The following is a 13,973-nucleotide window of genomic DNA, read 5'->3' as shown; positions in this document are numbered from 1 at the left end:
TGACTTAACTATTCATAGGAATTGTTCAGGTTTCTTGTGCATCCCTGTTTTACAGGGTTATTCCATTTTTGTCAATGAACAATATGTTTCAACATTTATTAGCAAAAATTTGCCAAACTACAGTATAATATGATGGATATTCAAGCAGCGATAGGGATTCATCAACTGCCGAGAATAGAGAAATACTGGCAAAGACGACAGGAAATCTGGAACAGATATAATGATGCCTTCAAAAATTTACCGGTATTTATCCCTGCTCCTATTGAACCTGATACAAAGCACGCTTATCACCTTTATACTTTATTGCCTGATATAGACAAACTTAAAATTACAAGGGACCAGTTCCTGGATGAAATGACCAAAAGAAACATAGGCGTAGGGGTTCACTACATCGCTTTGCATTTACATCCGTATTATCAAAAAGTATTTAGCTACAAAAGAGGCAATTTTCCAAACGCAGAATGGATTTCTGATAGGACGGTATCGCTTCCTATTTCACCGAAATTGACAGATGATGATATAAGTGATGTAATTGAAGCGGTAAAAGATATACTCATGCATAATATTTGACAACATGTAGTGCGACCTTTCCCGCCAAAGGCGGGTCTGCCTCTGGCATGATAAGGTCGCTTCAGCGAGGATAAATCCTCGCACTACAGTTTTAGTATCCAAAATAATAATTGTCAGATATTCTACACGATGATATAAAAGGTGCAGGGTGAAAACCGTTATTCATTATCTCAGAGGACCATATTTAGAGACAACTGAAAACTGGATATTTAATCAAATAAAAAATCTTTCAAGATACAAACCAGTTGTTTACTGTCATGGAATAAAAAATCTGGATATTTTTCCTATACAAAATATTATTTCATTAGATTTAGCAAAAAGTTTTTTTAATCCTGTGATTTTTTTTAATAAATTATGTAGCGATATTTTTCATTTCTATCCTTCATTTGCTTTGTTTTTGGCTAAAGATAAACCAGTTATTATTCATGCGCATTTTGGTCCTGCTGGTTATTGGTTTTTGCCGTTGAAAAAGTTATTCAAATTGCCATTAGTTACCACTTTTTATGGATATGATTTGAGTAAACTTCCTAAGAAACATACCCGCTGGCAAAAAAGATATAAAAAATTATTTAGATATGGAGAAATTTTTTTAGTTGAAGGGTCTCATATGAAAAAATGTTTGATGGAATTAGGTTGTCCTGAAACTAAAATTATTGTTCATCATCTTGGTGTAGATTTAAACAATATAAAATTCATGCCAAGAAAAATTAGTGCTGACGGAGAAATAAAAATTTTAGTATGTGGTAGATTCAAACCGAAAAAAGGTATTCCTGATGCTGTTGAGGCATTTGGTATTGTGAAAAACAAAATCCCCAACTTAAAACTTAAATTAACCATCATTGGTAACTCTTGCGGGTCACAATTAGAAGAGTTAGAAAAAACTAAAATCCTAAATAAAATAAAAAAATATAAAATAGAAAATAGTATTGATCTGTTGGGTTACAAGCCCTATTCTTTTTTCTTAAAAGAAATTTATAGGAATCATATTTTTCTTTCCCCAAGCATTACTCCTTCTGATGGTGAAACGGAAGGCGGTGTTCCCGTATCCATTATAGAGGCTTCAGCATCAGGTATGCCGGTAGTTTCAACAACGCATTGCGATATACCGGAAGTTATTTTAGACGGCCATAATGGATATTTAGTACCTGAACAGGATGTTGAATCATTGGCTGAGAAATTAAAATTTTTAGTTTTGAATCCTGATAGTTGGTATCAATTAGGCTTAAAAGGCAGAGAACATATTGAAAAAAATTATGATATAATAAAACAGACATATCATTTAGAAAAGATTTATGATAATCTTACACATTGATTTTGAAAAAACATGGCGTGGCGGGCAACAGCAACTTTTATGGCTTTTAGAGGAGCTCGAAAAAAAAGGACATAAAAATTTTGTTTTATGTCAACCCCGGAGTGCATTGCTGGCAAAATTACAAAAAAACTTCTTTTCTATAAAAATGTTTTTTGAATTTGATCCTTTTACGATTTATAGAACAGCAAAAATTATAGATAAAATAAAACCGGACATAGTTCATTTACATTCAGCGCATGCTCATACAATTGGGCTTCTGGCTTCAAAAATTTTGAAACATAAACCCAAACTGGTTTCTTCCCGCCGTGTTGATTTCCACATAAAAAGTTTATGGAAATATAAAAATGTTGACAGGATAATAGCGATATCTGAAGGCGTGAAAAAGGTTTTGGTGGAAGACGGTATCCCCGATGCCGAAATATCCGTTGTTTATTCGGGTGTTGACCTTTCCCGTTTTGAAAATATCAGCAGCGATTATCTTTTCAAGGAACTTGAAATTGACAAAAATAATAATATCGTCGGTATTATCGCTTCGCTCGCCCCGCATAAGGACCATAAAAATTTTTTGCAGGCGGCTGCTATTATTAAAGAAAAACTGCCAAATACAAAATTTTTAGTTGTCGGAGAAGGAAAATTGAAAAATGCTTTGATACGGATTGCGGAAAAACTTAAAATATTCGATTCGGTAATTTTTACGGGTTTTAGAAACGATGTACCGCAACTTCTGTCAATTTTTAATGTCTTTGTTTTATCATCATATCTAGAAGGACTTTGTACATCAGTAATTGATGCGATGGCTTCATGCGTGCCTGTGGTTGCTACAAATGTCGGTGGAGTAGGCGAATTGGTGGCTGACGGCGTGAATGGTTTTCTTGTGCCACCGAGAAATCCAGAACTGCTTGCTGAAAAAACGATAAAAATTTTAACAGAAAAAAATTTACAACAAAAGTTTTCACAAAACAGTAAAATCAAATCAAAAAATTTCTCAAAAGAAAAAATGGTTGAAAAAACGGAAAAGATTTATTTTGGGTTATTATGATATCTATTTCAATTATAGGGCATAATGAGGAAAAAAACATCGGACAATGTCTCGAAAGTATAAAATGGGCAGACGAGTTAATTTTTGTAGATTGTGCTTCCACGGATAAAACTGTTGAAATTGTCAAGAAATATACAACAAAAATATTTTACAAAGAAAACAATCCGAATCTTAATGTCAATAAGCAATTCGGGATTGAACAGTGCAATGGTGATTGGATTTTATATCTTGATCCGGATGAAATAATTACCGATGAATTAAGAAATGAGATTTTATCAGTTATCAGTCATCGGTCATCAGTCATCAGCGGTTATTTTATTCCGAGAAAGAATTTTTATTTTGGTAGATTTTTAAAATTTGGTGGTAAATATCCAGATTACCAATTAAGGCTATTTAAAAAAGGTTTTGCGAAATTTCCTTGCGAGCATGTTCACGAAAGAATTTATATTGACAGCAAAATTGCAAAACTAAAATCAGCGATACTACACTATCCATATCAAAACATTTCTGATATGTTGAAGAAATCTGATTTTTATACATCAAGAAAAGCAGAATATATGTTCAAACAAAACAAAAAACACAGCATTCTGTTCATCATATCGTTTTCGAAATTAAAATTTTTCAGAAGTTTTATATTAAAATTTGGTTTTTTAGATGGTTTTGTTGGATTGATAGTGGCAGTTATGGATTCGTATAATGAGTTTATATCATTTTTGAAATTAAAGGAATTACAAAATGAAAAAAAATGAATTTACAAAACTGCAGGGATTTATCAAACAAACATGAAACCATTAAAAATTTTATATCCGCTATCATTTCTATATCTGGTAGTTTTTAATATCTCACAAAAGTTAAAAAAAATAAAACAAAAAAAACTGCATTGTAAGGTTATATCGGTTGGCAATATTACAGTCGGTGGCACGGGTAAAACGCCGACTGTGATTTTTTTAGCAGAATTGTTGAAGAAATTGAACAAAAAGGTTTGTGTAATTTCAAGAGGATATAAAAGACAAATTACAAATTATAAATTACAAAATACAAATGTAGTAAGTGATGGGAAGAAAGTATTTTTAGGACCTAAAATTGCCAGTGATGAACCGTATCTTATCGCGAAATTGCTCAATAACGTCCCTGTGATTATAGGTAAAAACAGATATAAAACTGGCTTGTTTGCAATTGAAAAATTTGGTATTGATACTATAATTTTAGACGATGGGTTCCAGCACTTAAATCTTTTCAGGGATATTGATATTGTCTGTATAAATGCATTGAATCCATTCGGGAACAATTTGCTTTTACCATCAGGTTATTTAAGGGAGCCGGTTAAAAATATAAATCGTGCTTCGGCATTCGTTGTTACAAGATGTGACAAGGTAGCGAATACAAGTATTTCAAAAATAGAAGATGTTATCCGAAAACATAACAAGTCCGCACCGATTTTTCATGCATCTTTCAACAAAAAAATTTTTAATAAAAACGGTTCTGAAATAAATTCAGTAATACTTAAAAATCAAAATGCGATTGCTGTTTCAGGGATTGCAGTGCCTGAAGATTTTGAAAAAACGCTTAAAGAACTTGGAGTAAATCTTCTGGTTCATAAAAAATTTCCTGACCACTATTTTTTCAGAGATAAAGATATAAAAAAATTATACTCGGATGCTGCAGAATTTCAAGCATTTGTGATTACTACTTCAAAAGATGTTGTCCGACTACCCGAGGATTTCCCGTGTTATGTATTAGATATAAAACTTGAGATACATCAAAAAGACGAGTTCAAAAAATTCTTGGAGAATGAAATTGCTAAAAAAAATTGATATAATTTTGTATTATGGACTTTTTGTTCTTGCATTCGTGCTTCCTATTTCTATCGCGGCTACAAATATCGTTTGGATTTTTTTGTTTTTAGTATGGCTGATAAAAATAATACAGAAAAAATCTGAAGATTTTTCTTCACCTGTAACATATTCTATCCTGCTGTTTTTTAGTATAACAATAATTTCTGCTGTTTTCGGTATCAATTTTTTCAGAAGTATAAAAGGACTGAATTCGGAAATGGAGTTTTTTTTGTTCTTTCTTATTCTGTCTAATGTGAAGGATTTTGCACATGCTAAAAAAATCATACTTGTTTTTGTGATTTCGTCGGCAATTATGGGTTTTCTTGGCTTGTTACAATACCTAACAGACAAAAATCTGCCTACCAGAGAAATATTCAGTATGATGGATGGGCGAGCACACGGGACACGTTCCTGGCCTCAGACATATGCTGAAGGACTTTTAATGGCACTACCTGTTTCAATCTATGCGATATTGTATTACAGAAAAAAGATTTTTTATTTAATAACAGTCCTTATTTTTTTAGGTATTGTTTTTAGTTATGTAAGAATGGTTTGGATTGCGACGGTGTTTATTGGCTGTATTATATTTTTTGTTGAATTTGGGCATTTGAAGAGAGTTATCTATATACTTGTAGCGGCTTTGTATATAGCATTAATTTCAGGATTTTTTATTTCTGGTCGGCGGAATATCATAAAACGGGCAACTAATTTTAACGAACCTGTTCGTATCAATATGTGGAAAGTGGGCATCAAAATTTTCAAAGATTATCCCGTATTGGGCGTCGGCTTGAAAAACACGAGAAAAATATATCCCGAGTATTATGAAAAATTGAAATTGCCAAAAGAGTTTTATATGCTCTCGCATCTACATAGCAATTTTATCCATTTACTGGCAGAAAGAGGTGTTCTTGGACTGATTGCATTCTTGTGGCTGGTTGCAGTTTTCTTTTATTACAGTATAAAAAAAGCAAGAAATGTAAGTAATGATGAGAAATTTTTTATTTTGGGTTGTATATTCGGTATATTTGGATTTTTTTTGTCAGGGTTAAGTGAGTATTCATATGGTGATTCGGAAGTACAGATGACAATGTGGTTTCTGATGGCGTTAACATTTTACAGAAGCCGTGCTGTTTTTCTTGACCGTGATGGGACAATCAATGAAGATATGCATTATTCAACCGACGAAGCAAAACTAAAAATTTTTGAAGAATCTGCACCTGCGATAAAATTATTGAATAACGCCGGGTTCAAAGTAATAATTGTCTCAAATCAGTCAGGGGTTGCAAGAAAGTATTTTACAAAAAAAGATGTTGAGAAACTAAACAATATTATTGTAAAAAATTTAAAAGAGAAAAATGCTGTAATAAACAGTATTTATGTCTGTCCGCATCATCCTGATGATAAATGTTTTTGTCGGAAGCCCAAGCCCGGTATGGTTCTTAGAGCAAAAAACGAGTTCAATATATCTCTAAAAAATTCATATATTGTCGGTGATATGCAATCCGATATTGATTTAGCAAAAAATGTAGGTGTTAAATCCGTTTTTGTTTTGACAGGTGATATTAAAGAGGTGAAAGGAGCAGATTATGTTGCAAAGGACATTTTGGATGCTGCGAAAAGGATTCTTAGAAACGCAGATTAACGCAGATGACACAAAGTGTCATTCCCGAATGTCTATATCGGGAATCCATAGTCGCAGATTAACGCAAATTTTTTTCTGTGTAATCTGTGGTTTTTATCTGTGTAATCTATGTTTCTCAGAACTGCCCGTCGGCGAAAAACTGGTTTTTGATGTCTACTGGCAGTTTATAAAAGTTGGCTATGGAACACTGCAAATCAAAGATATTGTAGATTTACAAGGTAGAAACGCATACCATATTCATTCTGCTGCAAAGTCCTCACCGTTTTTTGATGTTTTCTATAAAGTGCGTGATACAAACGAATCATATATTGATGTTGAAAAATTTCATTCGCTGGTTTTTGAACAGCATATTTCAGAAGGTAGATATAAACGAAACCGAAAAATTGTCTATCATCAGGATAAACATTTTGCAGTAAATCATAAAGGTGAAAAATTTAGTATTCCAGAAAATGTGCTGGATATTCTGGCAGCACTTTACTGGGTACGACTCCAGAAGTTAGAACCTAAAAATAGTTTAACACTTAATGTCAACTCAAACAAGAAAAACTATAAAATGGTTGTTAAAATTCATAATAAAGAAATAATAAAAATTAACGGCAAAAAATATGAGACAGTTGTAGTTGAACCAGACTTACAAGATGCCGGAATCTTTATGCAAAAAGGAAAACTTCTCGTTTGGATGACAGACGATGAAAACCATATACCAATTAAAATGAAATCCCAAATCGGTGTCGGCTCTATCGTTGCTGAATTAAGTAACGCAGATGACCGCAGATAGATGACGCAGATGGCCGCAGAATATATTACCGCAAAAGCACGGAAACACGGAATTTAGATTTTATTCGTATCTTCGTTAAAAAGATTTTTATCTATGAAAATCTGTGTTTCCGCCAAAGGCGGATCCGCCTCAGGCGGGAATCTGTGGTTCCAAATATTTTGGGAGGGCAAAAATGTTAAACCTTAGAAATGTAAAAAGATACCCATTGGTGAAAAGAAAAAGCAAAGTGCAGATAGATATGTTTGCGAAGGCGAACAAATGTTCGCTGCGAACAAATGTTCGCACTAGACAATTGTTCAAGAACGATTTTTTTAATTTGCTGCCCGATATTTTAGCAGGTAAAAACTTTAGAGAACTTGTAAAAAGGATATTTACAGCAAGAAAAAACAGAAAACCAGTAATTTTTATGTTTGGAGCACATATAATAAAATGTGGGCTTTCCTGTATTGTTATTGATATGATGAAAAGAAAAATTGTTACAGCAATTGCAACAAATGGTGCTTCGGTTATTCACGATTTTGAACTTGCCTTTTGTGGAAAAACATCCGAAGATGTTGTTAAACAATTAAAAACTGGAAAATTTGGTATGGCTTTTGAGACGGGCAAGTTTCTAAATGAAACGGTAAAAAGCGGTGCCGAAAAAAATCTCGGGCTTGGCGAAAGTATTGGAAAAATGGTTTCTGAAAAAAAATTAAAATTTTCAGAGTTCAGCATTTTTGCAAACGCATATAAATTAAAAATTCCAGCAACTGTTCATATTGGGATAGGCACGGATGTAATTTACCAGCATCCTGAATGCGATGGTGCCTCTTGGGGCAAGACATCATACACCGATTTTCTGAAATTTTCTGAAGTTATCTCAAAACTTGAAGGTGGTGTTATTTTAAATTTCGGTTCTGCAGTAATTTTACCTGAAGTTTTTCTTAAGGCGCTTAATCTTGCAAGAAATCTTGGGTATAAAGTAAAAAATTTTACCGCTGCCAATTTTGATATGAATTATCAGTATCGTGCTTTTGAAAATGTCGTATCCCGTCCATCTGGGAATAGCGGTTTTTACTTTATCGGTCACCATGAAATTATGCTCCCGCTTTTATACAATTCTTTGTTGACTTTCCTCAAATAAATTTGTATAATTTTTTCCATGAGTTTTAATAATATACTGAAAAAGATTTCCGATACCAGAGTGCTTATTATTGGCGATTTGATACTTGATAGATTTATTCGTGGTGAGACCAGAAGGATTTCGCCGGAAGCACCTGTTCCAGTAGTTGATGTTAAGACAGAGACATACTGTTTAGGCGGTGCTGGAAATGTTGCCAATAACATTGTATCACTTGGTGGAAAGGTTTCAATTTGTGGAATTGTTGGTAATGATTATACTGCGGAGATTTTGCTTAAAGAACTTCGTAAAAAAAAGATTAATACAGAAGGCGTTTTTACTGACGATATAATAACTACCTCAATCAAAACAAGAATTATCGCGGGACATCAGCAGGTTGTAAGATTTGATAAAGAGACAGTTCGTGAATTCTCACCAGCTATGACAAAAAAAATGTTAGAATATATAAATAAAAAACTACAGGATTGCAATGCTATTTTAATATCTGATTATGGCAAGGGGATTATTACTAAAACGATAATACAAGAAACGGTGAAGTTAGCAAAAAGCCACAAAAAAATTGTTACTGTTGATCCCAAGGTAGAACATTTTACAAGATACAAACATGTAGATTGTCTTACACCGAACCTTTCCGAAGCGATGACTGGTATGAATGTTCCTAAAATACAAGCAGAAAAAGATTTAGATAACCTTGGCAAAAAAATCTTGAAAAAACTACAATGCCGTTCGGTTTTAATTACACAAGGTGAACAAGGAATGACATTGTTTGAAAAAGGGAATAGCACACATATCCCGACATCGGCAAGAGAAGTGTTTGATGTAACCGGTGCTGGTGATACAGTCGTTGCGGTTTTAACGCTTGCATTATCGTGTGGTGCTTCGTTAATTGAGTCAGCAAAAATTGCAAATTGTGCTGCTGGGATTGTTGTTGGTAAATTAGGCACTGCTACCGTTTCAATAGAAGAGTTAAAAAGGTCACTTGCTCATTTAGCTAAATGAGCAAGTGAGAAAATGAATGTTATTGGAATAATACCAGCCAGATATTCTTCCACAAGATTACCAGGCAAACCGCTTATTAAAATTTCCAGGAAACCGATGATTCAATGGGTTTATGAAGCAGTATTAAAATCCAAACTTCTGGATAGGATTATAATTGCAACTGATGACAAAAGAATTTTTGATGTTGCAAAATCTTTTAATGCAGATATTGTTATGACACCTCGCTGTAATAGTGGAACTGACCGGATATCTTTTGCATCAAAAAAAATTGATTGCGATATTGTTGTAAATATCCAATGTGACGAACCGCTGATAAAAGCAGCAATGATTGACTCTGCAATCAAGCCCGTGATAGAGCATAAAAACATTTTAGTTTCAACACTTGCAGCCGATTTTTACGATACAGAAGAAAAAAATAATCCAAACAATGTCAAAGTAATTTTAGACAAAAATAATTTTGCAATTTATTTTTCTCGGCTGCCACTACCTAATTCATTAAAGCATATTGGCTTATATGTCTACCGCAGAAATTTTTTGCTAAAATTTGCACAAATGGACCAAACACCACTTGAAAAAGCAGAAAAGCTTGAGCAACTGCGGATTTTAGAAAATAATTACAAAATTTATGTTGTGAAAACAAAACATAAAACAATCGGTGTAGATACCAAAAATGATTTAGAGAAAGTCAAAAAAATGCTCGCCATCCACTAACCACCAACCACAAATCGCAGGTTAAAACCTGCGACTACAAAACTAATCACTATATCAGGAGGTACTATGGAAAAAAGTATCAGGGAGATTAACGAAGTTGTTAAACAGGAATCGTTGTTTGTATCGGAAGTAATGAGTGAACTCCAGAAGGTCATTGTCGGACAGCGATACTTTTTAGAACGGATTCTTATTGGCTTGTTATCAGACGGGCATATCCTGATTGAAGGCGTTCCAGGACTCGCCAAAACACTCGCAGTTAAAACATTAGCACAATCAATTGACTGCAAGTTCTCACGAATTCAATTCACACCGGATTTGCTGCCTGGTGATATTATTGGAACGATGGTTTTCAATCCTAAAACAAGCGAATTCAGTATACGAAAAGGACCGATTTTTGCCAATCTGATTCTTGCTGATGAGATAAATCGTGTACCTGCCAAAGTTCAGAGTGCGCTTTTAGAAGCAATGCAGGAACGACAGGTTTCTATCAGCAACGAAACCCATCTACTTGACGACCCGTTTATGGTTTTAGCAACACAAAATCCAATAGAACAGGAAGGTACATATCCGCTACCTGAGGCACAGGTTGATAGGTTCATTATGAAATTAAAAATAACATATCCCGACCGAAAAGAAGAAAAAGAAATTATAGAAAAGGTATCCTCAAATGCGTTTGGTGTTGTAAAAAAAGTTGTAAATCCTGACAGAATAAAAAAGGCACGCGAAACGGTTCGTATGGTTTATATGGATGAAAAAATAAAGGACTACATAGTTGATATTGTGCTTGCGACCAGAAATCCTGACGACTACAAAATCAAAGATTTAAAACATACAATTTTATACGGTGCATCACCGCGAGCGTCAATTTATCTCGCTGAAGTTGCAAGAAGTTATGCGTTTCTACAGGGTCGTGGCTATGTGACACCCGAAGATATAAAGAATGTCGCAATGGATATTTTAAGACACAGAATAATTTTAACATATGAGGCAGAAGCAGAAAATATTACATCAGAGGATATTGTGAAACGAATCCTTTCCGAAATAGAGGTTCCATAAAATAATGACTTCTACAACGCTTTAGCGTCGGTATAACGGTTTCAACCGCAACTAAAGTTGCGTAGAAGTAATAATATGTTGACTGGTGAGTTAATAAAAAAAATAAGAAAAATAGAAATCACAACAGGAAAATTTGTTAATGAGATTTTTGCTGGTGAGTATAAAAGTGTATTCAAAGGCAGAGGGATGGAATTCTCTGAAGTTCGTGAATATCAAGCTGGTGACGACATAAAGACAATTGACTGGAATGTTTCTGCACGATATGCTTCACTTTTTGTAAAGAAGTTTATTGAAGAACGCGAACTTACGATAATGTTGCTTATTGATATTTCTGGTTCTCAAAAGTTTGGTTCTAAAAAGTCAAAAATTGACCTGATTGCGGAGTTATGCGGGATTCTCGGTTTTTCTGCACTACAGAACAATGATAGAATAGGTGTTATATTTTTTTCGGATAAAATAGAAAAATTTATTCCGCCTAAGAAAGGTAAAATTCATTGTTTAAGAATTGTCAGCGAAGTTCTCTCACAAGAAGCAAAAGCACAAACGGATATTTATAATGCACTGGATTACTTAAACAGGGTGATTAAAAAGCGGGCAGTTGTTTTTCTATTGTCTGATTTTTTAGATGTTGGTTATGATAAACTATTAAAAGTTACATCTAAAAAACATGATTTGATACTTGTAAATATTAGTGACCAGATGGAATACGAAATCCCGAACTTTGGGATTTTTCATTTTGTAGATGCTGAAACAAACACTGATATCTATGTAGATGCAAAAGATTATTTTTTGCTGAAAAAATTTTCTGAAACAAAAAATAAAAACTTGGAATACCTTGAAAAACTATCTAAAAATATGGGGATTGATAAATTAAACCTCTATACTGATAAGGCATACATTTTGCCGTTGATAAATTTTTTTAAGATGCGAGAACGCAGATTACACAGATGAATTATAGATTACGCAGATTATCGTCTTGGATATTTTTCATTGGTTGTTTTGTGCAACCACTTTTATCCAATGTCTATATTTTAGGTTATACTGACAAAAAGAAAATAACAATTGGCGATAAGGTAAAACTGACGCTTATTCTAGAATATACAGATGGCGTAAAAATTAGTTCCTTTACACCAGAACAAAATCTTAAAAGTTTTGAAATCAAAGATTACAAAATTACAAAAGAAAGAAAAAAATATCTGTTATTCGGGCGATATAAAAAAAAATATGAGTATATTCTTGCTACATTCACAACCGGGATTTACGAGATAAAACCGTTCATTATAGATTTTATCACGCAAGACGGCAAACCAGCACAGAGCCAGACGAATCCCATCAGGATAGAAGTTACGAGTTTGCTGGATAAAGAAAGTGCGGCTGATATAAAAGACATCAAACCGCCTGTGAACTTGAAGCACCACCCTGTTTTTTATATTCTTGTTGCAGGTATCCCGATATTAGTTTTGCTGTGTTATTTTATTTATAAGTATCAATTACAGAAAAAGAATTTTGCACAAATTATTGATGAAATAGTAGACCCGTACTTGTATGCGACTGATGAACTCGCAAAACTGGAAAAAACGGATTTGATAAAAAGAGGGCTGGTGAAAGAATTTTATTTTCGGCTGACACAAATTGTTCGGATTTATTTATCGAAGATATTTTTAGTGAATATTATAGATATGACCACTTCTGAATCAATAAAAGCACTTCGTGAAAAATCTGTGGACAAAAAATTTCTAGTAATACTTCGTGAGTTTTTTGAATTTTCTGACCTTGTAAAATTTGCTAGATATATACCTGAAGAAAAAGACATAATCCAAAGTTTTGAAAATGCAAGAAATATAGTTGAAATGGTAAAACCAAAAGAAGGGAGTTTAGAGTTTAGAGTTTAGAGTTTAGAGTTTAGGGTTTAAAAATTATGCGGTTTTATTATCCGTATATTTTATTATTAATTCCGGTTTTTATCGGTACTGTTTTCTATCTTAAAAAAAGAAGAATTAAAAACGATTCAGGAATTATTTTTTCCGATATAAAAGTTTTTGCAACTCAAAAAATACCATTTGGCAAAAAAGTCGTTGATAACTTGAAAGTTGTTGCACTGATTCTGACGATATTTGCACTTGCGCGACCTCAAGGTGGCGAGAAGTCGGCAGAATTAACAAAAAAGGGGATTGATATAATGCTGTGTATTGATACCTCAACTTCTATGCGAGCAGAAGATTTTAAGCCACAAAACCGGCTGGATGCGGCAAAAGAGGTTGTCAAAAAATTTATTAAAAGTAGAAAAAACGACCGAATAGGTGTTGTTGTTTTTTCTGCAGTTGCATTTACGCAATGTCCATTAACAACCGACTACGGTTCTGTTTTGGATTTTATTGATAAAATAGAAATTGGTATGACACAGACAGATGGGACTGCAATTGGGACTGCAATTTTGACCGCTATTAACCGCTTAAAAGAAATACCATCAAAAAGCAAAATTGTAATTCTACTTACCGATGGTAGAAATAACATGGGCGAAGTGGATCCGATTACCGCAGCCCGTGCTGCATCATCATTCGGGATAAAAATTTATACAATAGGTGCAGCTGGGATTGGTGCATCACCATATCCTGTAGATGACCCTGTTTTTGGCAGAAGATATCACTGGCTTAAAGAAGATCTTGATGAGCCAACACTTTTACAAATCGCAAATGAAACCAGTGGCTTGTATTTCAGAGCAAAAGATAAATCATCGTTAGAAGAAATTTACAAAAAAATTGATACTATGGAAAAGACAGAATTCAAGGTTGAAGAATATACCGATTTCAACGAGCTCTACAGATGGTTTCTTATTTCTGCTGTAATACTTTTTCTGTTAGAAATTATCTTAAGAAATTTGGTTTATAAAACAGTGCCATAACTTTTCCTA

14 protein-coding genes are annotated in these 13,973 nt (G+C 33.6%); all 14 read left to right on the top strand.

The annotated features are described in order from the left end of the window. Positions 1 to 129: 129 nt before the first annotated feature. Positions 130 to 570, top strand: coding sequence for a DegT/DnrJ/EryC1/StrS family aminotransferase (locus AB1349_00465; protein ID MEW6555809.1), 441 nt, complete (start codon positions 130 to 132; stop codon positions 568 to 570). Positions 571 to 718: 148 nt separating this feature from the next. Further along, the gene (locus AB1349_00460; protein MEW6555808.1) at positions 719 to 1,882 is read left to right on the top strand and encodes a glycosyltransferase; all 1,164 of its coding nucleotides are present in this window, start codon (positions 719 to 721) and stop codon (positions 1,880 to 1,882) included. Continuing rightward, complete coding sequence (locus AB1349_00455) at positions 1,863 to 2,921, top strand: glycosyltransferase (protein MEW6555807.1); 1,059 nt, start codon at positions 1,863 to 1,865, stop codon at positions 2,919 to 2,921. The genes AB1349_00460 and AB1349_00455 overlap by 20 nt, the downstream gene beginning before the upstream one ends. Further along, positions 2,918 to 3,670, top strand: a complete 753-nt coding sequence (locus AB1349_00450) for a glycosyltransferase family 2 protein (GenBank protein MEW6555806.1) — start codon at positions 2,918 to 2,920, stop codon at positions 3,668 to 3,670. Before AB1349_00455 ends, AB1349_00450 begins: the two co-directional genes overlap by 4 nt. A gap of 33 nt (positions 3,671 to 3,703) precedes the next feature. After that, the gene (lpxK, locus tag AB1349_00445; protein ID MEW6555805.1) at positions 3,704 to 4,735 is read left to right on the top strand and encodes a tetraacyldisaccharide 4'-kinase; all 1,032 of its coding nucleotides are present in this window, start codon (positions 3,704 to 3,706) and stop codon (positions 4,733 to 4,735) included. After that, positions 4,719 to 6,398, top strand: a complete 1,680-nt coding sequence (locus AB1349_00440) for an HAD-IIIA family hydrolase (protein MEW6555804.1) — start codon at positions 4,719 to 4,721, stop codon at positions 6,396 to 6,398. The genes lpxK and AB1349_00440 overlap by 17 nt, the downstream gene beginning before the upstream one ends. 28 nt (positions 6,399 to 6,426) lie before the next feature. After that, positions 6,427 to 7,176: a DUF3108 domain-containing protein gene (locus AB1349_00435; GenBank protein MEW6555803.1), complete on the top strand. Its 750-nt coding sequence runs from the start codon at positions 6,427 to 6,429 to the stop codon at positions 7,174 to 7,176. Between the two features lie 172 nt (positions 7,177 to 7,348). Then, positions 7,349 to 8,299, top strand: a complete 951-nt coding sequence (locus AB1349_00430; GenBank protein ID MEW6555802.1) for a hypothetical protein — start codon at positions 7,349 to 7,351, stop codon at positions 8,297 to 8,299. 18 nt (positions 8,300 to 8,317) lie between these two features. Beyond that, entirely contained in the window at positions 8,318 to 9,295 is a 978-nt protein-coding gene (gene rfaE1, locus AB1349_00425; GenBank protein ID MEW6555801.1) for a D-glycero-beta-D-manno-heptose-7-phosphate kinase, read from the top strand. Positions 9,296 to 9,307: 12 nt separating this feature from the next. Beyond that, positions 9,308 to 10,006 carry a 3-deoxy-manno-octulosonate cytidylyltransferase gene (gene kdsB, locus AB1349_00420; GenBank protein MEW6555800.1) on the top strand — a complete coding sequence of 233 codons (699 nt, stop codon included), beginning with the start codon at positions 9,308 to 9,310 and terminating at the stop codon, positions 10,004 to 10,006. A gap of 66 nt (positions 10,007 to 10,072) precedes the next feature. Continuing rightward, positions 10,073 to 11,062: an AAA family ATPase gene (locus AB1349_00415; protein ID MEW6555799.1), complete on the top strand. Its 990-nt coding sequence runs from the start codon at positions 10,073 to 10,075 to the stop codon at positions 11,060 to 11,062. Positions 11,063 to 11,119: 57 nt separating this feature from the next. After that, positions 11,120 to 12,013: a DUF58 domain-containing protein gene (locus tag AB1349_00410; GenBank protein ID MEW6555798.1), complete on the top strand. Its 894-nt coding sequence runs from the start codon at positions 11,120 to 11,122 to the stop codon at positions 12,011 to 12,013. Continuing rightward, entirely contained in the window at positions 12,010 to 12,954 is a 945-nt protein-coding gene (locus tag AB1349_00405) for a BatD family protein (GenBank protein ID MEW6555797.1), read from the top strand. Before AB1349_00410 ends, AB1349_00405 begins: the two co-directional genes overlap by 4 nt. 26 nt (positions 12,955 to 12,980) lie before the next feature. Next, positions 12,981 to 13,964 (top strand): VWA domain-containing protein, encoded by a 984-nt coding sequence (locus AB1349_00400; GenBank protein ID MEW6555796.1) that lies wholly within the window; start codon positions 12,981 to 12,983, stop codon positions 13,962 to 13,964. The last annotated feature ends 9 nt before the right edge of the window (positions 13,965 to 13,973 follow it).

This window comes from Elusimicrobiota bacterium, assembly GCA_040757695.1.
In the GTDB taxonomy this organism is placed as follows: Bacteria; Elusimicrobiota; UBA8919; order UBA8919; family UBA8919; genus JBFLWK01.
This window is presented reverse-complemented; position numbering and strand designations above follow the sequence as displayed.